At 38.2% G+C, this 26035-nt stretch carries 17 protein-coding genes and 1 tRNA gene; 10 read left to right on the top strand and 8 right to left on the bottom strand.

The annotated features are described in order from the left end of the window. The first annotated feature begins 343 nt into the window (after positions 1–343). On the top strand, positions 344–2560 hold the full coding sequence (locus PN471_RS10775; protein WP_271776845.1) for a hypothetical protein: 2217 nt from the start codon (positions 344–346) through the stop codon (positions 2558–2560). A 320-nt stretch (positions 2561–2880) separates the two neighbouring features. Here PN471_RS10775 and PN471_RS10770 read toward each other — a convergent pair whose 3' ends face one another. From PN471_RS10770 to PN471_RS10760, 4 genes are all read right to left on the bottom strand, one after another. Continuing rightward, complete coding sequence (locus PN471_RS10770) at positions 2881–3222, bottom strand: hypothetical protein (protein WP_271776844.1); 342 nt, start codon at positions 3220–3222, stop codon at positions 2881–2883. Beyond that, positions 3209–3760: a hypothetical protein gene (locus PN471_RS10765; RefSeq protein WP_334311912.1), complete on the bottom strand. Its 552-nt coding sequence runs from the start codon at positions 3758–3760 to the stop codon at positions 3209–3211. The genes PN471_RS10770 and PN471_RS10765 overlap by 14 nt, the downstream gene beginning before the upstream one ends. Positions 3761–3766: 6 nt before the next feature. Beyond that, complete coding sequence (locus PN471_RS23335) at positions 3767–4021, bottom strand: hypothetical protein (protein ID WP_334311911.1); 255 nt, start codon at positions 4019–4021, stop codon at positions 3767–3769. A gap of 190 nt (positions 4022–4211) precedes the next feature. Then, on the bottom strand, positions 4212–4661 hold the full coding sequence (locus PN471_RS10760; RefSeq protein WP_271776843.1) for a hypothetical protein: 450 nt from the start codon (positions 4659–4661) through the stop codon (positions 4212–4214). A gap of 313 nt (positions 4662–4974) precedes the next feature. Here PN471_RS10760 and PN471_RS10755 point away from each other — a divergent pair. Together PN471_RS10755 and PN471_RS10750 are read left to right on the top strand one after the other, a co-directional pair. After that, positions 4975–5047 (top strand) — tRNA-Ala (locus PN471_RS10755). A 426-nt stretch (positions 5048–5473) separates the two neighbouring features. Continuing rightward, positions 5474–6373, top strand: coding sequence for a bestrophin family protein (locus tag PN471_RS10750; RefSeq protein ID WP_271776842.1), 900 nt, complete (start codon positions 5474–5476; stop codon positions 6371–6373). 6 nt (positions 6374–6379) lie between these two features. Here the strand turns inward: PN471_RS10750 and PN471_RS10745 are convergent, their stop codons facing one another. From PN471_RS10745 to PN471_RS10735, 3 genes are all read right to left on the bottom strand, one after another. Then, positions 6380–7309 carry an alpha/beta fold hydrolase gene (locus PN471_RS10745; RefSeq protein ID WP_193893207.1) on the bottom strand — a complete coding sequence of 310 codons (930 nt, stop codon included), beginning with the start codon at positions 7307–7309 and terminating at the stop codon, positions 6380–6382. A 205-nt stretch (positions 7310–7514) separates the two neighbouring features. Further along, entirely contained in the window at positions 7515–8339 is an 825-nt protein-coding gene (locus PN471_RS10740) for an SDR family oxidoreductase (protein ID WP_193893206.1), read from the bottom strand. Between the two features lie 200 nt (positions 8340–8539). Next, on the bottom strand, positions 8540–9214 hold the full coding sequence (locus tag PN471_RS10735) for a pentapeptide repeat-containing protein (RefSeq protein WP_271776841.1): 675 nt from the start codon (positions 9212–9214) through the stop codon (positions 8540–8542). 242 nt (positions 9215–9456) lie between these two features. Here PN471_RS10735 and PN471_RS10730 point away from each other — a divergent pair, with 242 nt between their 5' ends. Then, positions 9457–11292 carry an APC family permease gene (locus tag PN471_RS10730; protein WP_271776840.1) on the top strand — a complete coding sequence of 612 codons (1836 nt, stop codon included), beginning with the start codon at positions 9457–9459 and terminating at the stop codon, positions 11290–11292. Positions 11293–11386: 94 nt separating this feature from the next. Here PN471_RS10730 and PN471_RS10725 read toward each other — a convergent pair whose 3' ends face one another. Further along, positions 11387–16855 (bottom strand): translocation/assembly module TamB domain-containing protein, encoded by a 5469-nt coding sequence (locus PN471_RS10725; protein WP_271776839.1) that lies wholly within the window; start codon positions 16853–16855, stop codon positions 11387–11389. Positions 16856–17574: 719 nt separating this feature from the next. Here PN471_RS10725 and PN471_RS10720 point away from each other — a divergent pair. From PN471_RS10720 to PN471_RS10695, 6 genes are all read left to right on the top strand, one after another. After that, positions 17575–17994, top strand: a complete 420-nt coding sequence (locus PN471_RS10720) for a DUF3110 domain-containing protein (RefSeq protein WP_271776838.1) — start codon at positions 17575–17577, stop codon at positions 17992–17994. Positions 17995–18060: 66 nt separating this feature from the next. Further along, positions 18061–18981, top strand: coding sequence for an N-acetylmuramic acid 6-phosphate etherase (gene murQ / locus PN471_RS10715; protein WP_271776837.1), 921 nt, complete (start codon positions 18061–18063; stop codon positions 18979–18981). Positions 18982–19434: 453 nt separating this feature from the next. Beyond that, a complete protein-coding gene (locus tag PN471_RS10710; RefSeq protein WP_271776847.1) occupies positions 19435–20649 on the top strand; it encodes a response regulator in 1215 nt (404 codons plus the stop codon). A 333-nt stretch (positions 20650–20982) separates the two neighbouring features. Beyond that, a complete protein-coding gene (locus tag PN471_RS10705) occupies positions 20983–21345 on the top strand; it encodes a response regulator transcription factor (protein WP_271776836.1) in 363 nt (120 codons plus the stop codon). A gap of 134 nt (positions 21346–21479) precedes the next feature. Beyond that, a complete protein-coding gene (locus tag PN471_RS10700; protein WP_271776835.1) occupies positions 21480–21953 on the top strand; it encodes a chemotaxis protein CheW in 474 nt (157 codons plus the stop codon). A 95-nt stretch (positions 21954–22048) separates the two neighbouring features. Further along, the gene (locus tag PN471_RS10695) at positions 22049–25915 is read left to right on the top strand and encodes a GAF domain-containing protein (RefSeq protein WP_271776834.1); all 3867 of its coding nucleotides are present in this window, start codon (positions 22049–22051) and stop codon (positions 25913–25915) included. Positions 25916–26035 lie beyond the last annotated feature (120 nt).

Genomic DNA, 26035 nt, shown 5'->3' with positions numbered 1-26035 from the left:
AGTAGGTAGGCAAAAATAAATAGAACTATGTTAAGTAAGTTAACAGATTTTGAAATTGGCTCGTAGTTAGGGCTTTAGCCCTACTTTCAGGTCTAAAGACCTTACTACAAACCTTTAATTATTTACGTTACTCTACTTATTCAGAAAATCATCAAACCTGTAGGGGCGGGGTCTCCCCACTCCTCAATTTTTACATTTTAAATGTATATGTTATTAATAAAGTTTTGATGAAATTAAATGCAAGACAAAATTTCTTTGTTAATTTATGAGTAAGAATTTAAAAGCCTATCCCACAGGGATAAATTAGAAATTCAAAAAGCATATTACAGCAACGGAATTATTTATGCAGATTAGTAAAACTTGCTACAAACTTTATCAATATCTTCATAACTTATTTTCGAGGAGATATTGGCGAAAAAAAATAACTTTCAAGATTTTATTGGGTTTAACCTGTGGACTACTCATAACATTTGCCGGCATGACAATGGATTTAGCCACAACTAAAAAATCTAAAGCAGTCAGAACTTCTGAAATTACATATATTACCTCTTGGTTAGGAAATACCATTGGTAATGGTAAATTGCGAGTACAAAATAATATAGAAGCAATGTATGTCAAAGATGACGGAACAATTTATACAAATAGTGTTTGGGATGAAGCTGGTAGTGAAGCAGGAGTATATAAAGATGGTAAACCAATTTTTATCCTCGAAGATACACATGGTTGGAATCGTTTAGGTGGTAAAGCAATAACAGTAAATAGCAAATATATTTATATTTCTATGACTCAAGGTGGAACAGATCAAACAAAAGAATATTATCCTCCCCAAGGACAAAATTGGTACTGCGTCAGACGTTATGACTTAACAGGAAAACCTGTACCTTTTGAAAAAGGAAATGGCTGGGATAAAAGTATGTTAATTACCAGCAAAAGTCATGAAGTTACAGGAATAGCAACAATAAATAATCAACTATTTGTTAGCAATGCTGGCGAGAATATTGTTCGGGTCTATAATACTGAAACAATGGCAGAAATAAATAAGTTCACTGTTAATAATCCCGGAAAAATTACCATTGATAAAAAAGGTAGTTTATGGATTATCCAAAATAAAAAAGGTGCTAAATTTGGAAAAATTGTTAATTATTCTCAAGCCGGAAAGAAATTACCCAAAGAAATTACAGATGTTGATCAACCATCAGCATTAGCCATTGATAATCTCGGCAGACTGTTAGTAGCAGAAAATGGGGTTAATCAACAATTGGTAATTTACAATATTAATAATCAGCCAGTTCGCGTGGATACCTTTGGGGATAAAAAAGGTATTTTTGGTGGTGTACCTGGAGAAGTAAAAACATCCAAACTCTACGGCATTACTGGAGTTGGTACAGATGCCAAAGGCAATATTTATGTAAATAATAATGGCTTTAATACATCGGGAACAGATTTGAGAAAATTTTCGCCATCAGGAAAAATAGTGTGGCAATTACTAGGATTAATATTTGTAGATAATGCAGATACAGATCCAAAAACAGATGGTGTAACTATATTCACCAAACAAGAAAAATATGTCATGGATTATAGCAAGTCTGCTGGTAAACAGTGGACTTATAAAGCCTACACAGTCAATCCCTTTAAATACGCTCAAGACCCACGTCTACATACATCACCAGATGGAACTTTTGTGCGGCGGATTCAAGGCAAACCTTTTGTATTCCTGACAGATATGTACAATAGCTTTTTGCAAATTTATCGGTTTCAACCGAATACAGATGGTGAAATTGCCATTCCTGCGGGGATGTTTGTTGGTACTAATGATCAGAATAAACAGTCTGTTCATGGCAACTGGCCACCTAATCAACCCGCAAACGGAGAATGGATTTGGCGCGATAGTAATGGTAATGGTGCATTTGAAAAAAATGAATATGATAGCAGTCAAGACTATCCCTATATTGGAGGTTGGTGGGTAGACAGCAAAGGAGATGTTTGGAAAACTTTGCGAACTGAAGATGGCATTCGTCATTATCCTTTGCAGGGATTAGATACTAAAGGAAATCCCATTTATACCTATAGTTCGATGAAAAAACTCAAAACTCCTAGCACCTTCAAAGACTTGCGACGGATTGAGTATTTTCCCGAAACCGATACTATGTATTTATCAGGTTTTACGATTGAACATCCGGCATTTGCTGATGATGCCAAAGTCATAGGATCAGAAATTGCTCGCTTCGATAATTGGAGTCAAGGAAATCGCACTCCCAAATGGCGCACCGTTGTTCCCTACGACACTACAGGTAAAGGACAAATCGCCACCGCAGCCATGAGTGTAGCTGGTGATTATGTGTTTGCAGTGGGTGTCAAAACCGCCGAGGTATATGTTTACAAAACTGCTACGGGAGAACTTGTGAAAAAGATGACTCCAGGTCCAGAAGTTGGCAAAGAAAGTGGTTGGGTTGATATTCCCTATGGTATCCGTGCTTTTCGTCGTGCTAATGATGAATATCTTGTATTTGTAGAAGAAAATTGGCAAGGTAAAGTGCTTATCTATCAGTTTCCTATTTGATATAAGTAGAAAGGCACTTTGGAACGGCAGTTATCACCACTAGCCAAAGTTTATCCGCAAATACTCCGTGCCACAGCCGGCAGGGTCAACTAGAATACACCAAAGCTAGGGCGATCGCTCAAGTTAAAGGTCTGACTTTTCCCGTTAAGTCTCGAAAAATCCAACTAATAACTCCCGGTTCGCCTATTTTAAATTGAGTTAGAGACTTCCCAGAAATAAATTATCCCAAGAAACGAACCACAGAGGCACAGAGTACACAGAGAGAGAATTTTTGCATCAGTTTTGGGACATTTTTTTATTTGGAAGTCTCTTAATGATTTCTAAGATTTCATAACTAACCTTGTTGCCATTAATCTTGGTGACTTTTCGATTGTCCAATTAGGAGGAATTGTCAATTCATTCTCAATTTCACCATCATTATCAAAAGCTTTTAACAAACGAATCTGTGCTAATAATTCTAAAGCTCGGTAAAGTCTACCAACTGCATCATCATAACGTTGTTGGGTAGCACGCCTTTCTGCATTTAATATTAAGTCTTGAACTATTTCATAACCATGTCCTTCTGTTCCATTACTAGAATCAAACTTTTCATCTATTTGTCCTCTGCTATTAATTACACACTTGAGAAATAGAGCTAAATTTCTAATTTCAGGGTTTTTCATCTGAGGTTCTAATAACTCTAAAGCGTCGTTCAAATCTATCCCAAGCATCTAACCCAGAACAACAAGCGTATAGGGTTTGAATTTGCCGCTTAATATCAGGTGGTAATGCCATTGATGATAATAAACGCCGAAGTTGTGCGATCGCTGCTGGATAGTTATACTGTTGTAAGAAAATAGGTAAAAATTGTTCTATTGTCCGTTGTGCAACTACAGGTGCTACACTTGCTTGTCCCGTTAATTCACCCCGTTCAACTTTGATAATATTTGTGCGGACGGCTGTGGTTACATATAATGTCAGTTGATAATCAACAGATGCCATTGCTAATCCTACAGACATGGATTTAGTACCACCCGTATAATCAGCCATCATTTGAGCATCTGTGACATTTTGTTGAATGTTCTGAATACATAATGATGCCTTCAGATAGCATTCTGATAAATCATCTGGTTCTTCAATTAAAATTATGTCTCTATCGCGTTGAAATTTATCACCTAATCCTATTTGATTAACTATATTAGGCAACTTTTCTATTCGCATTAGGCTTCATGAATCTTGAGTTGACTGATAACGACCATCTAAACCTAATTGTTCTAATATGGATGCTTCTTGTCTTGATGGTATCTTCAAAGTTTCTGTCCGTCTAATTTCACATGGATAACCTTCACCTATAATCTGAGACTTAGTACCTTTATTACTATCTGAACAAATAAAAACAACACGATCTGGTTGGAGGTCACGAATAGCGGTTACGATAGGTTGATGAGAACCACCGACTGTAATTAAAAGAATTTTAGGCACGATTCAATTATCTCCTGATAAATTAATTACTAATGATTTATTAAGCTATTAAAGCTGTGTGTTCACGACTAAGATAACCAAGATAAAGTTGAGTTAATTTAAGATGAATAATTTTAGTAAGAGTAGCTTTATTATTCTCTAGATATTGTTTAAGTGATCTCAATTTTTCTCGCTGATTTTGATACTAGGATTAATACAATCTTGATGCAGGTTCATTACCTAAAAACAGGGTAGCAAAATCACCACCATCTGCTGTTAAATCACGTTGTCCAACATATCTTTTTCGAGCCAAAACTTCAGAAAATTTTGGTTGATTTGGTAGTTCGTCTGCTTGCATAATTATAGAACGGCGATCGCCCTCATCTCGTACTAAATAAGGATGAGTTTCAAACATGGGAGGATAACAGCGCAAAGGTCTATTATTCCCATTAATTTTATTACCATTCCGTCGTTGATTAAATAAAGATGCTAACTTACCAGCTAATTCATTAAATGTTTTCCGTTCTTTAAAATCTGTTAATGAATGATTTTTATCTTGCTGAAAGTATGCTGAAACTAAAGGATGATTCTGGTTATTTTCATATTTTTCCAACCAAAATGTATCATTAGTAATTTCACTTTTCCTGTAAAACAGTAACATCAAACTGCGGTTTGCGTTCATTACCCCAAGCTAAACACCAAGCGATCGCAATACTAACAGAATTCATCTGATCCATTTTTAGATTCTCCTGAAACCAACCTCAGCAAGTTTACTAATGGTGACTACGTACCTTTTTAGGCAGATTCACCAAAGCTCAACCGTACAATATTTAGATACTAAGGGTAATTCACTGCTTAATATTTCTTAATATAGTTGGCTTGACTTACTTTGCATAAACTTGTATACTGCTAGGAGTCAAAGCAGTTATAGAGAACTAACCAATAAGCCTTTTTGCTTATTGAATTAGGATTTCGGGGTTATAGCGCAGTTGGTAGCGCACCTCAATGGCATTGAGGGGGTCAGCGGTTCGAATCCGCTTAGCTCCATACAGATTATAAGTAATCAAATTCCTCCGGTCCCCTAATGGATACGTGGACTAACACAAAATTAAGGTTCTTAACCCACGTATCCCTTACAGGACCGAAGGAATAGGTGGGTTTTGTCTGTGTAGCCGCGACTTCTAGTCGCCAGGGTTAGTTTTAAAACACCCTCTTAGCCATATTTTCCTGGGTAGGAAGGCAAGAGGCAAGAGGATTTGAGAATATGAAGGTGTACCGAGTTTTGTATGGGTACGCCACGCAAGACTCAGTAGGTATCAATTCTGTTTTTTCCCTTCCCTGTTCCCTGACCACACAAGTAAATTCACAGAATCAAACCGGATTCCTCTAGGAGTCCTAGATTTTAAGTAAGTATTGTTATATCTCACAATTTCCTGTATATTTTATCTCATCTTGGATGTATCAAAGGATTTTATGTTAGAGAAAAGACTGCCATGGTTTGAAAGTGCTTTACAAATAAAAGGATCAGTCATTGCGGCGATTTACAAACGGGTGCTATTGTGTGGTGCTTTTGGAGTTTTAATTTCTATACTTTATCATCTGAAAATTCCCGTTTCTCAACCAATTTTAGGGACTGTTATTCCCAGTATCGTTTTGGGTTTGTTATTAGTATTTCGTACTAATACAGCCTATGAACGTTTTTGGGAAGGGAGAAAATGCTGGGGGGCAATAATCAATACTATCCGTAATTTAGCTCGACAAATTTGGGTATCTATTGATGAAAAAGAACTGGAAGATAAAGATCATAAAATTGAGGCTTTAAACTTACTTGTGGCTTTTGGCATAGCGACAAAACTACATTTACGAAATGAACCTATAAATAGTGATTTAGAAGCATTAATGCCAGATTCTAAATACATCACTCTAAAGATTATCAATAATCCGCCTTTAGAGATTGCCTTTTGGATTAGCGATTATTTACAACAGCAATATAACCGTAATTGCATTAATAGTTATCAACTGACATCTATGCAGGAACTATTAAATATGTTGGTAGATAATTTAGGTGCTTGTGAACGAATTTTAAGAACACCAATGCCCCTGGCTTATGCTATTCACCTCAAACAATTATTATTGTTGTATTGCTTCCTATTGCCATTTCAAATCGTCCAGAGTCTTGACTGGTGGACTGGCTTAATTTCTGCTTTGGTTAGCTTTACGTTGTTAGGTATTGAAGCCATTGGGTTAGAAATTGAAAATCCCTTTGGTTATGACGAAAATGATTTACCTTTAGATGCAATTTGCACAACTATGAAGCGAAATATTGATGATTTAATCAGCTTAACTCCTACTGTGCATAAATTGCATAAATAATGAAATTTAAATGACACTGGAAATAGAAGCTATAAATGGTGATACTACCTCAACAAATGCTTGAGTATATTCATAGGGCATAACATTCTTGCCAATGATTTTTACTCCCTGACCTTGAGGTAGGCAATTCAAATAATATGCTAATCTTTCATCGGGAGTTTCTGGTTTACTTTCTTTACTGATGCCGCGAGCTTTTTCTCCGACAACTAATAATGTGCGGTGAGGAATTGAGGCAATATCATGACTATAATCTCTTTGCCAAAATCTAGCTAAAAAAGCAAATACAGCATAACGCCCATTCATATTTTTAGCATCTGCCATGAGGGTATTTAGCCATTCATCATCAACGTTTTCGCTGAGAGCAAATAATTTTTCAGATGAGAAAGAATACAAGAATTTGCGGGTGCGGGCATAGCGGAAAAAGGCATTACCTATGGGAGATGTAAAAATACTCCAAAGTAGGTTTTGTTGCCATTTGGGGGCATTTTTAGTAATAACTGGACGAGAGGTAGGATCAGATAATACTAATCCGGCAATTAGGTCTTTTTCCAGTTTCACTAATTCCATGGCAACTGGTAATAAAGCTCCTTGGACGACGATAATAACGGGCTGTTTAATTATAGTTTGCAAAAAGTATTGCAACTGGTTTGCCCAGTTAATTGGTGTATGTGCTAAGGCTGGCATATCACTTTCACCACATCCCAATAAGTCGGGATTGTAGATATAATTTTGGTGATTTTTATCATACCATTCTCGGCAAAATCGTTGCCAAAATTGCCGTGATAAACCTACACCGATAGGATGAATTAAAAGTAAAGGAATGCCTGTTGCTGGCGAATTGAGAGGTTGATGAATTTCGTAAGCACAGCGATAGTTTTGCCAAAAATAATACTGGGTTGGCAATGCTGTTCCGTTGTTAACTGTAGATGATGACATGATGATAAGTACCTGAGCAAAATTAATTTAACATTCTTGGAGCAAACAAAAATCTCTGTAGCTCTTATCTGTTCCCTGTTCCCTGTTCCAAAGATAAAATTTATTTTTCACGACTAAGTAGGTGAACACAATAAAAGCAAACTCTGTAAAGAAACGTAAAATCGCGGAAAACTTCTTCACTCTTGCCTCTTGCCTCGCTATAAGACTAAAAAATTATTTGCGGGTGAATGAATTTATATCCAGCATCTTTAAGCTTTTGATTGGATACCCAGGCATTATATGGGCGGATATTTTTATTATCTGCATCCCAAATAACTTTAGGTAAATTGTTTTTTGTCATCACATTATCAAGTAATTCTTTATTTGTGAGATGACTATCATCTACAAGATTATAAATGCCTTGTAAGCGATGCTCACGAGCAAATTCTATGGTGTTAACAATATCATCAAGATGAATCCAATTGGTGATATCTTCTCCATTACCGGGACGAGTTGTTCCTGCGGCTCTACCAAAGATTTTTTCCAGTTCTCTACCCGGTCCATAAATACCACCTAACCGTAAAATACAAATGCGGGTGTTTTCATTGTTCGCTGATAACAATATATCCTCTGTTTTTCTGAGGAGTTGAGAATTGCGATTAGCTGGTGCTGGTGGGCTTTCTTCGTCTACCCAAACACCATTTCTATCTCCATAAATTGAATAACTACCTGTATATATGACTTGGTGAATATGAGGAAATTGGGGTAAGAGAGAAACTAGGGTTTTTGCGGTATCTACATAGGTTTCTTCATAGGAATCTGCATTTTTCGCCCCGACACTTAATAAAACAATTTCTTGATTTTTTAATACGGCTTTCAAACTTTCTAAATCATTACCTGATGTGACAATAACTCTTTGTGCTACTGTTTCTACAGTAGGGATACGTTCTGGGCTAGTGGTAGTTGCGGTCAGCATAAAATTACTGTTTGACTGCCAATATTTGCTAACTGCACAACCTACATAACCACAGCCAATAATTGCAATGTTCATGATCATTAATAGAACTAAAATAAATTTTGGAGTCAAAGAGCAGGAAGTAGATTCTCTCACATATTATGGACTATGGCTATATTATTAATTTTAATGGCTATGACTATGGTACTTACTGATAATCTAATTAGCAAGAAATATTACTAAGTTTTTTATATTGTCAGTAATTTTGACTTGCTGTTTAGTTCCTGGGATTGTTTTCAGGTATGAATTATACCATCAGGCATGATGGCTCCAGCTAATTTAGCTCCAATCAATTTTACCAGTAGGCGATCGCCTGAACGAATTCTCGCTCCTGTCAAATCAGCACCACGCAAATCAGCACCGCTAAGATCCGCACCAATCAAATTAGCCGAGCGTAAATTGGCATCTCTTAAATCCGCTAAAAGTAAGTTAGCTCTAAATAAATTGGCTTCTGATAAATCCGCACCTCGGAGAATCACCTTGTGCATAAAGGTATCACTAAGATTAGACCCGCTCAGATTGGCATAGCTCAAGTTTCTGCCTGATAAATCCCGGTTGCTCAAATTAGCGCGACTAAAATCTTTACCGCTTAAATCGGAATTTGGCTGTGGTGGTTGATAGGTTGTGTGTGGTGGATAGGAGTACGTAGACCATGGTTTCTGGGCTGGAGGTGGGGAAGAATAAGATGAATTAGGCTGTTTATCCCGTAAAGAGCGCAGTTTATCACGAGCTTCATTAAATAATTTCAGCTTTTCCTGGGCTTTGTGTTGTAAGCGCAGATTGTCTTTGGGGAGACGGTCTGGATGCCAAACAAACACTAAATCTTTATAAGCCTGGTTTATTTGTTCGAGTGTAGCCCCTGGCTCTAATTCTAAGATTCTGTAGTATCGCTCCAGTTCGCTGCTCGTCATGGTGTATTAGTGAATATTAATTAATAATTTAACAAATGTTGAGTATTTGTTCATTTAGTGTTTTCTATCTTCTCCACCATCAAGTGGTAATTGAAAAAACTTGTATTTGTTAGCAAGATTTTAGGCTAAAGTATAATAGTTAATTTGTTACAAGTCTTCCCAAATTGCTATATTCTGTAAACTCAGGTTTGAGTTAATTCTTAACTGAGTCAGAATTAATACATTTGTTATCTGGACTTTTTATGTCCTTCTACCCTCAAATTAAGCAGTTTTTTCTTGGTAAATCCTTACCAACCAGTGCCCATAGCGAAGAGCGTTTGAGCAACGCGGCGGCTTTAGCGGTTCTTTCTTCTGATGCGCTTTCCTCTGTGGCTTATGCAACAGAAGAGATATTGCTAGTTTTAGTGGCAGCAGGAAGTGGCGCTCTCGGCTTGTCTCTACCCATTGCGATCGCCATTATCGTCCTTTTAGGCATAGTTGTTCTTTCCTATCGGCAAACCATTCGCGCTTACCCTAATGGCGGTGGTTCTTACATTGTCGCTAGAGAAAATCTGGGTCTGTATCCAGGACTTGTCGCCGGTGGTTCGCTGATGATTGACTATATTTTAACTGTCACCGTTAGTATATCTGCGGGGACAGCGGCTTTAACATCAGCGATTCCTGCACTCCACTCTCACACAGTGCTGCTGTGTTTGATTTTCATTTTCTTATTAATGTTGGCAAATCTTAGGGGTGTCAAGGAATCAGGACAGCTATTCATGCTTCCGACCTTTGCCTTTATTGTGAGTATTTTTCTATTAATTGGCATTGGTCTGTTTAAATATAGCACTGGACAAGTTCCGGCTGAATATCCTGCTCTTCCCGCTACGGAAGGAATAAGTTTATTCTTCATCTTACGGGCTTTTTCGGCGGGATGTACGGCATTGACGGGGGTGGAAGCAATATCTGATGGGGTGTTAGCTTTTAAAGCCCCAGAATGGAAAAATGCTAGGCTGACTCTGTTGTATTTAGGGGTGATTTTGGGATTTATGTTTGTGGGTATCACTTACTTAGCAAACATTTATCACATTGTTCCCGAAGAAGGACAAACAGTGGTTTCCCTTTTGGGGAGAGTAATTTTGGGAACAGGCCCCGTTTACTATTTCCTGCAAATTGTTACCCTGTTGGTTCTGATGTTAGCTGCGAATACCAGTTATGCGGATTTTCCGAGACTGTGTTATTTCGTAGCCAGAGATGGATTTTTACCCCGTCAGTTGTCCCTATTGGGCGATCGCTTGGTTTACTCCAATGGTATTATTCTCCTCAGTAGTTGTGCGGGAATTTTAGCCATTATTTTTAAAGGTGAAGTTAACGCCATTATCCCCCTCTACGCAGTGGGTGTATTTACTTCTTTTACCCTTTCCCAAGCCGGCATGGTTCGTCACTGGTTTCAAGGACAAACTAGAAACTGGCGTGCAAGTGCATTTATGAATGGGTTAGGAGCATTCGCTACTCTCATTGTATTGTTCGTAATTATTTCTACAAAGTTCCTCTTAGGTGCTTGGTTAGTTGTCGTCGCAATTCCGTTAGTGGTGGTTTTATTTGCCGCCATTCATAAACATTATCAGTATGTAGCCCAACGTTTAAGTATTGAAGACCTAGCACCCTGCAGTTATATCTCCGTTCCTAAACCGGAAGTTATTACTCACCCTGCGGTAGTCGTGGTTGGACAATTGAACCGAGGCACAGTCGAAGCTTTAGACTACGCGCGGACAATTGCTGATGAAATTGTTGCTATTCACGTGGATATTGGTTCAACAAACCGAGAAAAACTTCAAGAAAAATGGCAAAATCTCCAATCGGATATTCCTTTGGAAATTATTGACTCTCCCTATCGTTCCGTAATTGACCCAATTGTGGATTTTGTGACTCAGTTTAAAGAACTTCATCCAGATGTTTTTACAACTGTGATTATCCCAGTTTTTGTCCCTCGTCATTGGTGGGATAGTATTTTACATAACCAAACCACTTTGTTTTTAAAGAACGCTTTACGAGCTAACAAAAATCGTATTGTCACAACTGTTAGATATTATTTATAGGGAAGAGGGAACAGGTAATAGGTCATGGGTCATGGGTAAGAGGGAACAGGGAACAGGGAAAGAATTTTCTTCTTTCTCCTGACTCCTCAATTCCTCAAAACTTTCTTTCAAATTCAATTACAGCCCGACTATCATCAGTTAAATTAGTAGAAGAACGCACACGGAATTGATTATTTATGCGGTAATTAACCCCCCATTTTAAAGGATCATTTGCCGTGAGGATTTTAATAGTAGAAATAGAGAATTTTGCAGAAATATCAATTCCCGCTTCCAAAGCTAATTCTAAAGATGAGTTATTTCTCCCTGCTTCTGGTCTTTCAGACAGAATAGTAGGAAATATTCGCAATTCACTTAAACCAAAAGCATCACCAATTTCATTAAATGCACCTTGGAAATTACTGAAAACAGCCGAACCAGCAATATTAATTAAACCCAGGGTACTATCACCACGTCCTTGATTATCCACAAATCCACCTCCTAGCAAAGTGACAATTTGTGTTTCTGAACGGGAAGGATTACTTTTTAATTGCAAGTTATCATTAATTTGACTAGCTAAACCATTAATACTAGCTTCTACTCGCACCGTTTCTAAACCTGCTAAACCTAGAGAACCTTGTCTACTAAGATCACTATTTTGAGTTATGTCTAGAACCTTCGCAAATAGGCGAATATTCAAATCAGGGTCACGGGGTTGACGCGGACTAAAAGTAGCAGTTTGTGGATAACCTTTTGCTAGATTTAGTTGGGTGGTAAATAAATTCACTGCACCTTTAGTTAACTTAATCGTTCCCTCTGGTATGGGTTCATCCAAAGAACCATTAACAGTTACATCTCCAGAAGCTTGGAACTTGAACACTGGTGGTTTGGAAATTTGGATATTGTTGCCCAATCTTAATTTTAAATCATTTAACTTAGTAATTTTACCTCCTGTATCTAGTTGATTGAGGTTATTAATTTTCGCAGATGATGAATTTTCATCTTTAGATTCTGCTAATAATACTTGACCATTAAATAATTCTATATTGCCGCCAATTATTGGTTGGATAAGAGAACCAGTAATTTTTAAATCACCATTAGCACCCCCTTGATATAATTCCTTAAGATTTAAAGATAATTGTCTTAAATTAACCATTAAGGGAATATCTAGTTGCACATTTTTACTATTAGCAATTGGCAATTCTCCCACAGCTTCCACTTTACCATTGCTAAATTTACCTTCGAGATTTTTGATAAACACACGAGTTAAATCGAAAATTGCTTTACCATTCACATTGGTTAACTTTCCTGGTAAGGCTTGGGCGCTAAAGGTGGCATTATCAAGAGAAGCAGTTCCTTTCACGAAAGGTTGTTTTCTAGTTCCTCGAACTTTTAAATCTAATTCTCCTTGTCCCTGTTCAAAAGCTATCTCATTAGTAAAGAGATTTAAAAGTGTCAAACCTTCATTTTTGATGTTGATATTTAAAGTAACTTTGTCACTGTCCAATTTTGCAGAAGCAAAGGGTAAAGTATAGGGAATACTACCATCAATATTTGCAGGTTCAGCCCCTACTCCTAGTACCTGACTACCAAAGTTTAAACGTCCATTCGCATAACTGAAACTAGCATTAGCTGATTCCACTGGTTTTTTATCAATTGTTCCTTCTGTAATGTTTAATTCTCCTGTAGCTTGAGGATTAGCAATACTACCTGCTATGGCTGCATTAAGTTTTAGCTTACCTGTAATTCCCAGCGGCAGTTTCACGAAATTATTAAATCGCTGAATGGGAAAGTTTTCAACTGTTAATTTACCTGATTGGGTTTTACCACTAACGTAACCTGTAAAGGCAATTAACTTGTTTTCCGATTGAATTCGTAAAGGTTGTAACCGCAAAGTTCCTTCTGTAAAACCACCTTCAGCTATGATTTTTTCGACACGATAAAAGCGGTTTGGTTCTGTTGGGTTCCCCCAGGTAAAATTTTGTCCCTGGAAATTAAATTTTATTCTTGGTTCGTCCGTTGTGGCAGTATTAATGGAAATGTCACCATTCAAAATCCCCTTTAAGTCTCTTAATTCTGGGATAGGTTGAGTATCTAATCGTTTTTGTTTTTGGGTATTTAGTAGGGCATTAATTTCTGATAATCGTTGTATTTGGTTAAATAAAGACTCTAATGGTAAGCCTTGAGATTGGGTGGTTAAATCCACAGATTTGCCGTAGATAGGTGGGTTTAAACCCCGCTGGAAGTCTTGAATATCAAAGATCTGTGCTGCGGTGAGAATGTCTTGAATATTGCCTTTGTCAATCTTAATATTTGCTCGCAGTTGCGGTTTCTTTGCCCAAGGTTTGATGTTAGCAGCAAAGGTATATCTACTTTCATCTTTGCGAAGTTCGCTATCACTGAGGATGAATGTGTTGTTATTATAGCGGAGTTGGGTTGTAAAGCGATCGCCTTTAATTCTCCCCAGTTCCGGTTTTTCAATGGCTATATTTCCCGTTGTAGCTAATGTCTGGGAATTAATTTGCAAATTCCCTGTTAATAATCCTCTCACTCCTCCTGGACTTAAAGGAGCATTTGCCGATAAAGCTATATTTAAAGCTTTTAAAGGAAAATTAGTCACATTTATATCCCAATCAGATCCTGTTGCCGCACCTGATAACAATGCTTGTTGCCACTGAACTAAAAAGGATTTCGGGCGATTATTACCGTCTAAATTAACTGCGATACGTTCCTTGACACCAGCAACATCTAAACTCAACCCCTGTCCTGATACAGCATTTAAGTTACCAGTCAATAATGGCTCAAAAGCAAATTCCTGAACTTTCAAATTGCGTAACCCTAATTTAGCTGTAATATTTGGAGCAGTAGGTTTTCCTGTCACCTGTCCGCTAAAATCCAATCTGCCAGCCATATCAACAAGATCCGGTAGTTGCACTGGCAAGCCTTCCAGACTATAATTTTTAGCCTGGATATTCAAATTAACATCAGTAATTTCTGGAACACCCGATTTCTTAACATTAGCTAATAAATAACCTTTTATAGCGAGCGCTGTTGGACTATTAGCTTGAAAATTGGCACTATTATAACCATCAATAGTTAGCTTTTCTCCATTCCAACCAATATCAGCTTGAATAGGTGTATCCATACCTGATAAACCTTGACTCAACCGCACCCGACCAACAGCAGCCACATCTGCTAATGTGGGAGCAGCTAGAGTTCCCGATACTTGCAACTTTCCTCCCAACTGTCCTTTTAATTGCTGATTAAAAGGCTTTAATTGCAAACCTGAAGTAGCTAACAAGGCTTGATAATGACCATTATTCAGTTGAATCTCCGAGGCTTTAACTATACCACTAGGTAATTTTAAATAGCCTTTCCCTTCTCCTTGAATAGTTTCTGGTTGAAATGATTCCACCGAACCCGCTACTTGCAATTGACCGGTGATCATTCCCCGCATTTCTGGGCGCAGTCCCTGGTCACCTACGAGTTTTGTTAAAGGTATATTATCAGCTTGGATTTTTGCTTGATAGCTACCTTCTGCTACTTGAATATTAACAGCTTTAATTGTCTCTTTACCAATAGATAAAAAGGCTTCACCGATTCCAGAAAAGGTTTTTAGACTGAAATTTTCCCTGTTACTGGTAATCATAAAATTACCTGATAGGGAATTATTTAAAATTGGGTTAGCTTGTTTGAAAATTGTTCCTAACCGTAAATCTTTTCCTCGCAATAAAGCGGTAAAATTTTGGTTATTTAATTGGATTTGGGAAATATTGACTGTGCCACCGGCAATGTTGACATTGGCATTTTCAGGAATAATTGTTTCTATTTGAAATGGCGAGGAATTTCCTGATAAACGCAAACTACCGTTAAATTCCGCCCCAGCCAAAGCAATATTTTCCTGCTGTTTTTGGTCAACCAAAGATGTTAATTGGATTTTACTAGCTTGAGTTAAAGCTTGCCAACGCTTGCTATCATAACTATAACTACCACTACCAGTAACTATACCACCACCAACCTTAGCAACTATATCACTAAAGGAAACTGTGCGATCGCTATGAATAATACTTGTCCCCGTGACTGGGTATTTGGCTTGAGGCGCTTGCCATTTAACTACAGTTTGAGTATCAGTAGCCACACCCTTCAATTCCGCGGTGGCTGTGATCAGGCCAATGGGGAAGCCTGTTTTGATATTATATACTTGAGCGATCGCATCCCCAGGCAGATTTTCGGCCTGTAACTGCAAATCCAGTGCCGATACTTCACCGACTTTGATTATCCCCCCTCCCTTAACCTCACCGCCATAAGTAGTTTTACCTTGGATATCTGTAATTTTCAGGAGAGATTGACTACTAATAAGCTCAAATTTACTACTAACTTGCCCAAAATCAACTTTATCAATTTGGGCAGTTTTCAACGTCCTCACATTACCGGACAATACAGGTTGAGAAATTCTCCCTACTATCTGTAAATCAGCTTGAGCTATACCACTCACCGGAAATGGTAACTTTACCTTGAGCGTTGTTTGGGCATTAGCTAAACTTACCGCATTTACACGCCCTTTTAAATTAAATCCTGCTTGCTGGTCAATAGTACCCGATGCTGTTAACGGAATCTTGCCGTAATTTGTAACTATATGATCTAATTTAATTAACAATCCATCAAAACTGAGATTTCCTTGACTATTATTGAGCAATTGGGGCAGATTGGGAATTTGCACCGTCACGCCTTCTAGAGCCATATTGCCATAAAGTAAGGTTTTCTGCTTTGGTATCACCTTAATTCGCAAATCACCATTAACCTTACCAGTTTGTAAAACCAGTGGTAAAGTTACAATCCGAGTAATATCTGCGGCCAGAAGATTTTCAGCTTTGAGTCGAAAATCCCCAGCTAAAGTTTTCTCAGGAATTAAATCGCCAACAATGGTAATACCACCCCCACTGACAGCCTTACCAGCCAAGTCCAACTTAATTAGGCGATTTTTATCTAAGAAGAGTTGAGCCGTGCCATTAACCCCAGAAAATCTTACTGGGACTGGTAAGGAAATTTTTGCCCCTTCACTAACTTTCGGTACTAATACCAAATTTGCATCCCGAAACCGCAATTTATCTAAATCGGTTTTAATCAGTCCTGCCTCAGTAGGTGGAGCGATAGTAGTCGTTAACCAGCTTCCCTGCCTATCCTGCTCAACATAAACATCTGGATTAATTAAAGTTACATCCAATCGAAGATTGCGGTTAATAACTAACTTCCAAATATCAAATCCTACATCTACTGCCCTGACATTTACCCGATCTGGATCTGTCGGTGTAGCAGGAATCTCCGAAGCGGCAAACTGAACACCAGTCAGGGAAAAGGATTTAACTGCTCCCAATTTCACTGGACGATTGAGAGTATTAGTAAGACCTTGGGTTGCTAATGGTACTAAATCGTGATCAACAAAACTTTTTAATCGCCAAACACCACCAATAATTCCTAATAATAACAAAGCACCTATACCTAAGCCAGCACGACCAATTATCGTCCACCATAGACGATTAGTCATAAAATTAACGGGACGAGAATTTTGACTAGGAGAGTTAGACATAGGTTTGCACGCTTTGATTACCAGATATCTGGCAAAACACTAATTACTGACACTGGATAATCCTCAAGCTTATCCACCGTACTAGAAATTTGACACTCTCCGCGTCTAAAATCGCGGAGATTCTATAGAGAGTTTCAGTCTATATCCCTCAGTTATCCCAGTTTCAGGCAGGGTTCCTTAAATATTTGGGTTCTTGCCCTGATTTCGTTGGCCCTGGCGGGCGAAATCATATCTGACAAGCGTAACTTTCCGAGAGTCCCTCGGTAGCTTTTTATGTCTTTAGTGACAATTCAATTGTATCACGAATGATGAAAATTTGAAATTATTTCAAATTTTCAAATTAACGTCAATGCAGGATAAAGGAAAGCCTCTAGCCTTCATCCCTTGTCTAAAGCCCAAATGTGGCTGACTCAGGAAGCCACGTTTTCAAGGTTTTCGGCGTTCTTCCTGATAAATGAATATAGACACAATTTTACGTTGAACTCTTAGAGAGTATAACGGGATAATTGGGAAATTGACACCTCCCCGTATCTTTAGACAGACCGGGGATTCTTGGGTCAACGGACCTATAACTTCTTTTAAATCCTCCTGATAGCGCAGCGTGGCCTTAGCCATACTTCTAGCTCTCACAGATGACTTTTCCGCAACCCCTATTTAGGATTGCTATATACAGTGATTGAACTTTAAGATAAATTAGAGAACTGATCAAAGGATAGACAATGCGTGTTTTTGTACTAATGTTCAATGCTGGCACTGATAATGAGGGGATTCACAGCATTCGGATTAGCAATGCTCAAGGGATGAAAGGGAATAAAATCCTCATGTTTGAGTCGGAGGATGATGCCACCCGCTTTGCTTTAATGTTAGAAGCGCAGGACTTTGCTGTCCCGACAGTGGAAATGATGAATGCTGATGATATTAGGGAATTTTGCGAAAGCACTGGCTATATCTGGGAAATTGTGGCGGAAAATAGTGAATTAGTATTGCCACCGGAAACGAATGTTGAACAAACTGATTGGCAAGCTGAACCAGAAATAGAGGATACTGATGAGGACTTTTTATCTTACAGTCCATCTGCGCCAGAAGTTGCTAATTCTGATTTAGACAGTATTCGGCGCAAACTGGAAGGTTTATTATAATTAGTCATTGGTCATTGATCATTGGTCATTGGTCATTATGGGTAAATAAAAACTAACAAATAACAAATGACAAATTTTCAGGAACGCGGGCATTTACTCACCGAACAAGTTAATCCTAATAGTATTAATTTAGACCAACTCAACTCCTTGGAACTGGTGGAGTTATTTAATAGCGAAGACCAAAAAGCAGTAGCAGCAGTAGCAGCGGCGAAGATTCAGTTAGCAGCAGCTATTGACTGCACAGCAGAAAGACTACATCAAGGTGGGCGTTTATTTTATGTGGGTGCAGGGACCAGTGGGAGATTAGGAGTATTGGATGCTGCTGAGTGTCCACCTACTTTCTGTACTTCCCCAGAATTGGTACAAGGGATTATTGCTGGTGGTGCGGGAGCATTAGTCCGCAGTTCCGAGGATTTGGAAGATCGGTCTGAAGATGGGGAAAGTGCGATCGCTCAACGACAAATTACCCAATTGGATGTAGTTGTCGGTATTACTGCTGGGGGAACAACTCCTTTTGTTCACGGTGCCATTAATGCAGCGCGTCAACGGGGAGCTAAGACTATTTTTATCGCCTGTGTTCCCGCCGAACAAGTTACTATTGAAGCTGATATTGACATTCGGTTGTTGACAGGTCCAGAAGTTTTAGCAGGTTCTACTCGCTTGAAAGCAGGAACAGTGACCAAATTAGTCTTGAATACTCTCTCGACGGGGGTAATGGTGAAACTAGGTAAAGTCTATGGGAATCGCATGGTTGATGTTGCTGTCACTAATCAAAAATTACGCGATCGCGCTTTACGCATCTTACAAGACCTCACCGGTTTAAGTCGAGAAGCCGCTGGTCTTTTACTAGAAAATAGCGGTAAATGGGTTAAATTAGCATTATTAATACACTGGACTAAGTTAGACCAAGAAGCAGGTAAAAAACTATTAGCAGCCCATCACGGTAATCTTCGACTAGCTGCAAACAGCTACAATCAGAATAGTTAACTACTAAAGTTACCAACAGGGCAAAACAGAATTAAAAATGGGTAATTGATAATTACCTATTGATTCTTCTACTCTGAAAATAAGCGTTCTTACTGATATAGGATCATAGACAAAATGAGTATGATATCATAGGACTATTGAGTAAATAAAACAGATGGTTAATTGCATACCGCTAAATCAATCTGGGACTTTTTAATACTTACTACTACTCTAAATATCGAGTCATGTTACATAACCACAAAAGCTAAATTACATTTGTGTGGAATCCTCCAAGACCTTCACCAAACGTCTGAAACCCTATTGATATCGTAAGGATTTTATTGGGTTGCATATCTATATTTAGAAAGTTGGCACAGGTATTAATCCTCCCAATTAAATTGTCAAAGGCTCGTAAAAGAAGCCAAGCATGGATTTTTATAAATACTTAATCAATAAATTTTCAGGGAAAGCATGATGACCAAGCCAGAAGCAACAGAAGCGCAAAACCTATTCCATGAATTTAAAAAGTGTACTCAAGTCCAATACAACGGACAACTAAATATCAAGAGTTCTCAAGGACGACAATGGACTTTCTATTATCGTTTGGGCAGAATAGTATGGGCTACAGGTAGTGATCATCCCTTCAGGCGTTGGCGCAGAAACATGGCTCAATATTGTCCTGATATTGATATCACGAAAATCCGCTGTAGTTATCAAGATATAGCCATTGACTATTGGGATTATAATCTCATAGACATTTTATACAAAAGACAAAAAATCCAGAGAGAAAAAATTCATGCCATTGTTGAAAACACTATAGCCGAATTATTTTTTGATCTAGCTCGGGAACTAGGTTTTGCCGCTGTTACTTGTAGTTACAGTCAGAGAATTATATTAGAAATGCCTATGAGCTTCACGAATGCAGATATGTCCATTAAACAAATGCGAGATGCCTGGTCAATTTGGTCACAAGCTGGATTAGCAAATATTTCTCCTAATTTAGCGCCAGTCCTGCGGCGACCAGAACAACTACAGCAAATGGTCAATCCATCTGTATATAAAAATTTTGTGAGTTTAATTAATGGTCAATTCACATTACGGGAGTTAAGCATCAGAATGAAACAAGATGTCATGCCTGTAGCACGTTCCCTACTTCCCTATATCCTTAAAGGCATTATTGAGTTAGTTTCAGTACCTGATTTACCCTTAACAGTTGAATCTAATAGTTCCACTGGTAGACAACCCAGAAATCAATCTCCTCCATTAATAGCCTGTGTAGATGACAGTCCCCAGGTTTGTAACATCTTAGAAGAAATTATGACCCGTCACGGACTGAGATTTCTTAAAATCCAAGACGCTATCCAAGCTTTACCTATTATCATCCAAAAAAAGCCAGATTTAATTTTCTTAGATTTGATTATGCCCATAGCCAGTGGCTATGAAATCTGTACACAATTACGCAGAATTTCCGCTTTTGCGGAGACACCAGTAATTATATTAACTGGTAATGATGGTTTAGTAGATAGAGTTAGGGCTAGAGTTGTCGGCTCTACAGACTTTATTTCTAAGCCAATCGTAGCAGATCGGGTCATGAATGTAATCCGTAAATATTTACGCGTCCCCAATTTATCAAACAATAATCATGATCCTAATTTAGAAGCTATTGATGAGAACTTACATGATGGTTAGTAGTTACCGACTCTGTTATTCAGATATTTATCGAAAAATTCATAATTTCTACGGAGATAGTCAGAATAAAATAGTGTTAAGATTAACAATGTTAACTCTCGATTATTTTGTTGGTTACAACCAGCATTAAATCTTTGTAAGAATGATTTATCACAGCTAAAATTTGTGATTAGGTATGCTAATCTCTGCTAGATATGCAGTTGTGACGGAGGAAAGTGTATACAATTTATTACGTGAGTAAAATAAAACATCAAAAAGTGTTTATTTGATCTGTATAATTGGATATTTGCTGTTTTTGTTAACATTCTGAAAAGAACTCAATAGGTAATTATCATGAGTACGGTTCTAGTGGTGGAAGATGGCTTAACTGATATGGAAGTTATCAGTAAATACTTACAACAGGCTGGTTATTTCGTTGTTTGTGCGAACGGTAGTGAAGAAGCACAAGATAAAATAAGTAGGAGTAAACCGGATGTAATAGTTTTGGATGTAATTTTGCCTGGTAAAAGCGGCTTTGAAGTTTGTCGGGAGTTAAAAAATAATGCTGAAACTAGTAATATTCCTGTAGTTTTTTGCTCTACTAAAAGCAGTGATGTGGATAAAATGTGGGGGAATATGTTAGGTGCTGATGCTTATTTAGCTAAACCAGTAGATAAGGAAGAATTAGTCCTGACTTTAAAAAGATTGATTAAATGATGGATTGTGGGTTAGTCACCGAATTTTAGATTTTAGATTTAAAATTTAATTTGCAGAAATCTTTACCCCTTCGGTAAAGCAATCTACATTTTTAGGGGCTAAAAAGAATTATTGAGGGTGGGGGGGAATTAATTTTGGAAACCAAACAAAAATTTTTAAGCTTTTCTTTAGGAGTCAGGGATACAGCAGTAATTCCCCTAGAACAAATTACAGAAGTTGTACAAATACCACTGACGGAAATATGTGGTGTTCCCCAAATGCCTAATTGTGTTGTCGGTATTTATAATTGGCGGGGGGAAATGTTGTGGTTGGTTGACTTGGAAGAAATGTTAGGTTATCCACCACTTTTACAAGGGTCAAGTTTTCTCTCTAAAATGATGGCATTAGTGGTAGAACATGAAGGCAAGTATTTGGGAATTTTAATCCGTCAACTCATAGATATTGATTGGTTAGATACCCAGCAAATCAAACAACCATCTGGGGAGGTTTTTTATCCAGAAATGATACCTTTTTTGCAGGGGTATTTCATTAGTGATTCTGAACAAATGATTTTTAATTTGGATGCTTCAGCAATGCTGCAAACTTCTATGTGGACAACACATAGTTAAATAAACAGTCAGCAGTCAGGAGGAAGAAGGAAGAAGGAAGAAGAATAGTTTTCACCAATTACCTATACTTTACTACAATTATTGAGGTTAGTAGCATGACAACTTTATATCAGAACCCAAATGAAGATGGTAGAAACATTTTTAGTACAGCACAGAATGAAGAAAAGAAAAAAGACAATGGGAATGGATTTAATTATGATGCATCTAGTAAAAGTTTAATTGCCCAGGAATTTAAAATCTGGAGACAGCGGTTTCAAGAGATAACTGCTAAAATGCGCCAAGTTGGGGATTTGGAGAAGTTATTATCTGTAACTGTAGCAGAAATTAAAGTTAAGTTAGTATGCGATCGCGTCTTAATTTATCAGTTTAACACTGATGATACTGGAACCGTTTTAGCTGAATCAAGAAGCACTGGTTGGACACCTGGGATTAATGAAACTCTGGCGGCTATTGTCTTTGGTGTTTATACCAGTGCAGATTATTTAGAACCTGTAATTATTGACGATATTAGTCAAATTCAAGTTACCCCCTACCAAAAGCAACTACTGGAAAAATTTCAAGTCAGAGCTAGTTTAAGCTTACCTATTTTTGTTGATGGTAAAGTATGGGGTTTATTGGTAGTTCATAGCTGTAGCACACCTCGACAATGGCAAGAAACAGAAACCACACTTTTATCACAAATTACCACAGAAATTACTTACAGGTTTCAGGGATTTAAATTACAAAAAGAACTCAAACAATCTTCCCTAGCCAAGCAGTCAGCAGCGAAAGTTATTACCAAGATTTTACAACAGCCAGATGTCGAAAAAATCTTTCAAACAACCACTCAAGAAATCCGCCAACTATTGAAATGCGATCGTGTCGGGGTGTATCGTTTTAGTGATGATTGGAGTGGTCAATTTGTTTCCGAAGCTGTGGGAAATAATTGGGTGAAAGTTGTCACCCCTGGTTATAAAATGGTTTGGGAAGACACCCACCTTCAAGAAACCAAAGGTGGTAGATATGCCCAGGGGGAAACCTTTGTCGTTAATGACACCTATAAAATAGGTTTAGCCCAATGTCACATTGATATTTTAGAACAGCTTGAAGCCAAAGCTTATATCATTTCTCCCATCTTCTCCGGGGAAAAATTGTGGGGTTTATTAGCAGCTTATCAAAATACTGGAGCGCGGGAATGGCAAGATTGGGAAGTCAGCTTTTTAAATCAGATTGGTTCACAATTTGGTGTAGCTGTTTCCCAAGGAGAATATCTAGGAAAAGTACAAAGACAAACTGAACAATTAACTCAGATTACCAAACAACAAAAGGCTTTAACTAAGATTATTAACCGAATCCAGCAGTCTTTGAACATGGGAGAAATCTTGAAAATTGCCACCCAGGAACTGCGTCAAGTTTTACAATGTGATCGGGTGGCTGTTTATCAATTTCATCCAGATTTTAGCGGTAAGTTTGTTACAGAATCAGTAAGCAATAGTTGGGGAAAATTAGTAAATACAGACATTAAAGATATTATCGAAGATACTTACCTTCAAGAAACCAAAGGAGCGCGGTTTGCCAAAGGGGAGACCATAGCGGTAAATGATATCTATCAAGCCAATATTACTCCTTGCTATTTAGAATTATTGGAGCAGTTTCAAGCCAAAGCTTATATCAATGTCCCAATTTTCTTTGGTGATCAATTATGGGGTTTGTTGGCGGCTTATCAAAATTCTGCACCTCGTGAATGGCAATCTTCAGAAATTAGCTTTTTATCTCAGGTAAGTTTGCAATTTAGTCTGGCTAAAACCCAGATAGATTATCTACAAACAGTAGAATCTAAATCCGAAGAACTAGCGCAACGGGCTGAACAGGAAAAAGCTATTAATAGGATTGTGAATCGCATTCGTCAATCCTTAGATGTAGAAGAAATATTCAAAACAACTACCCAGGAAGTTCGTCAGGCTTTGCAATGCGATCGCGTTGGAGTCTACCAATTTAACCCTGATTGGGGTGGTAAATTTATCGCCGAATCAGTGGGTAATGGTTGGACAAAAACAGTGACACGTGACTTCCAAATGGTTTGGGAAGATACCCACCTCCAAGAAACTCAAGGTGGTAGATATGCTAAAGGAGAAACCTTCGTTGTTAATGATATCTATCAAGCTGGTCATGCTCAATGTCACCTAGAAATTTTAGAGCAGATTGAAGTGAAAGCCTATATGATCGTACCCATCTTTTTTGAAGAAAAATTATGGGGCTTATTAGCAGCCTATCAAAATTCTGCACCCCGTACATGGCAACCTTCAGAAGCCAACTTTTTAACTCAAATAGGATTGCAATTTAGCTTGGCTAAATCCCAAGTTGATTATTTAGATAGATTACGACAACAATCCGCAAAAATCGCTCAAATAGTTGAACAGGAAAAAACCTTCTCCAAGATTGTTAACCAAATTCGTCAATCTTTAACATCAGGAATTGAAGAAATTCTCAAATCTACTACCCATGATATTCGCCAACTATTGAAATGCGATCGCGCCGCAGTCTATAAATTCACCTCGGACTGGGGTGGTCATTTTGTCGCCGAATCAGTAGCCCCAGGTTGGATCAAACTAGTTACATCCGAACTAAAAACCGCCTTTGACGACCCTTGTTTGCAAGCCATGAACGGTGGTGATTATAAAAAAGGTAACAAATTAATAGTCAGCGACATTTATCAAGCCAGCTTTGATACTTGCTACATTGAAATCCTCGAAGGATTTGAAGCCAAAGCCTATGCGATCGTCCCCATCCTATTTGGCGAAAAACTCTGGGGATTATTGGCAGTTTATCAAAACGACCGTACCCGTCATTGGCAAGAATCCGAAACCAACCTATTAGCGCGGATTGGTGATCAATTAGGATTAGCCTTACAACAAACAGAATTCTTACAACAACTACAAAACCAATCAGCCAAACTCTCAGAAGCAGCCAACAGAGAAAAAGCAGCCAAAGAACTACTCCAACAGCGTTCCATTCAACTGCTAATTGCCCTTAAACCTGCCCTCAAAGGAGACTTGACAGTTCGCGCCCCCATTACCGAAGATGAAATAGGAACAATTGCGGATGCTTATAACGGGACTGTACAAGCACTACAGCAGATCGTTATTCAGGTACAAACAGCTTCTCAACAGGTAGCCCAAACCTCCAGTAATAGTAGTAACTCCCTGGTGGGATTGACTCACCTCGCTGAACAACAATCAGGGGAAATCACTAAGGCTTTAGGTGATTTACAACAGATGCTAAACTCTACCCAAGCGGTAGTTAACAACGCCCAATTAGTGCAAATAGCTGTTCAACAAGCCAACAAAACGGTAGATTCTGGCGATACCGCCATGAATGAAACTGTTAATGCTATTCAAGCCATTCGAGAAACCGTAGCTCAAACCAGCAAAAAAATTAAACGTCTGAGTGAATCATCGCAAAAAATCTCCAAAGTGGTAAATTTGATTAGTAGCTTTGCGACTCAAACCAACGTTCTCGCCCTCAATGCAGCGATTGAAGCCACTAGAGCCGGTGAATACGGTAAAGGTTTTGCAGTGGTAGCTGATGAAGTCCGTTCTTTATCCCGTCAGTCAGCAGCCGCAACTATCGAAATTGAAAAATTAGTTCAGGAGATTCAAGCGGAAACTGGGGAAGTTGCTGTAGCAATGGAAACCGGGATTCAGCAAGTTGTCGAAGGAACAAACTTAGTTAATGAAACTCGCCAAAATCTTAATGCCATTGTGTTTGCCACTGCGGAAATTAGTCAACTAATTGAACGCATTACCGAAGCCACCCAAATCCAAATGCAGCAATCTGGTACAGTTACTAAATCTATGAATGATGTGGCAGAAATCGCTAACAAAACCTTTGGAGAATCCCAAGAAATTGCCAATGTCTTCCAAAGCTTAACCGGAATGGCGCAAGATTTATTAGCAACTGCTAGTAAGTTTAAGGTCAAGTAAGTAGGTGACAGGTGACAGGTGACAGGTGACAGGGAACAGGGAACAGGGAATAGGGAATAGGGGAGAAAATTATATTCTTCTTCCTTCCTTCTTCTTCCTTCCTCCTGAACTCCTGAACTC

Origin of the sequence: Aphanizomenon sp. CS-733/32 (genome assembly GCF_028330045.1) — a bacterium.
GTDB classification, from domain to species: domain Bacteria; phylum Cyanobacteriota; class Cyanobacteriia; order Cyanobacteriales; family Nostocaceae; genus Dolichospermum; species Dolichospermum gracile.
This window is presented reverse-complemented; position numbering and strand designations above follow the sequence as displayed.

What these genes read in the sequence shown, in the direction of transcription:
- PN471_RS10775 (WP_271776845.1), top strand. Translation starts at nt 344, where the DNA reads ATGCAGATTAGTAAAACTTGCTACAAACTTTATCAATATCTTCATAAC.
- PN471_RS10770 (WP_271776844.1), bottom strand. Translation starts at nt 3,222, where the DNA reads ATGAAAAACCCTGAAATTAGAAATTTAGCTCTATTTCTCAAGTGTGTA.
- PN471_RS10765 (WP_334311912.1), bottom strand. Translation starts at nt 3,760, where the DNA reads ATGCGAATAGAAAAGTTGCCTAATATAGTTAATCAAATAGGATTAGGT.
- PN471_RS10760 (WP_271776843.1), bottom strand. Translation starts at nt 4,661, where the DNA reads ATGTTACTGTTTTACAGGAAAAGTGAAATTACTAATGATACATTTTGG.
- PN471_RS10750 (WP_271776842.1), top strand. Translation starts at nt 5,474, where the DNA reads ATGTTAGAGAAAAGACTGCCATGGTTTGAAAGTGCTTTACAAATAAAA.
- PN471_RS10745 (WP_193893207.1), bottom strand. Translation starts at nt 7,309, where the DNA reads ATGTCATCATCTACAGTTAACAACGGAACAGCATTGCCAACCCAGTAT.
- PN471_RS10740 (WP_193893206.1), bottom strand. Translation starts at nt 8,339, where the DNA reads ATGAACATTGCAATTATTGGCTGTGGTTATGTAGGTTGTGCAGTTAGC.
- PN471_RS10735 (WP_271776841.1), bottom strand. Translation starts at nt 9,214, where the DNA reads ATGACGAGCAGCGAACTGGAGCGATACTACAGAATCTTAGAATTAGAG.
- PN471_RS10730 (WP_271776840.1), top strand. Translation starts at nt 9,457, where the DNA reads ATGTCCTTCTACCCTCAAATTAAGCAGTTTTTTCTTGGTAAATCCTTA.
- PN471_RS10725 (WP_271776839.1), bottom strand. Translation starts at nt 16,855, where the DNA reads ATGTCTAACTCTCCTAGTCAAAATTCTCGTCCCGTTAATTTTATGACT.
- PN471_RS10720 (WP_271776838.1), top strand. Translation starts at nt 17,575, where the DNA reads ATGCGTGTTTTTGTACTAATGTTCAATGCTGGCACTGATAATGAGGGG.
- murQ (WP_271776837.1), top strand. Translation starts at nt 18,061, where the DNA reads ATGACAAATTTTCAGGAACGCGGGCATTTACTCACCGAACAAGTTAAT.
- PN471_RS10710 (WP_271776847.1), top strand. Translation starts at nt 19,435, where the DNA reads ATGACCAAGCCAGAAGCAACAGAAGCGCAAAACCTATTCCATGAATTT.
- PN471_RS10705 (WP_271776836.1), top strand. Translation starts at nt 20,983, where the DNA reads ATGAGTACGGTTCTAGTGGTGGAAGATGGCTTAACTGATATGGAAGTT.
- PN471_RS10695 (WP_271776834.1), top strand. Translation starts at nt 22,049, where the DNA reads ATGACAACTTTATATCAGAACCCAAATGAAGATGGTAGAAACATTTTT.